Source organism: Pseudoalteromonas aurantia, assembly GCF_005886875.1.
GTDB lineage: Bacteria > Pseudomonadota > Gammaproteobacteria > Enterobacterales > Alteromonadaceae > Pseudoalteromonas > Pseudoalteromonas aurantia_A.
On sequence record NZ_PNBY01000269.1, the window covers coordinates 1 to 207 of the forward strand.

Consider the following 207-nt stretch of genomic DNA (forward strand, 5'->3'; position numbering starts at 1 on the left):
TGATTTTACCGGGAAATATTTATATGGCTATGAACAAAATCAGGTAGACGAAAATGCAGGGGTAAAAAGAGTAATGCCTTTTGTAAAATGGTTACAAGATAATGGTAAGAAAGGAATGATCGGCCAGTTTGGTATACCCGATACCGACCCTCGTTGGCTAAAACTTACAGAAGTATTTTTAAAATATTTAGCAGACAATAAGATTAA

General features: G+C 34.3%; 1 protein-coding gene. It reads left to right on the forward strand.

The features are described 5' to 3' along the window. Positions 1–207: hypothetical protein (locus CWC18_RS21230; RefSeq protein ID WP_212747762.1), on the forward strand; the 207-nt coding region annotated here is incomplete at both ends.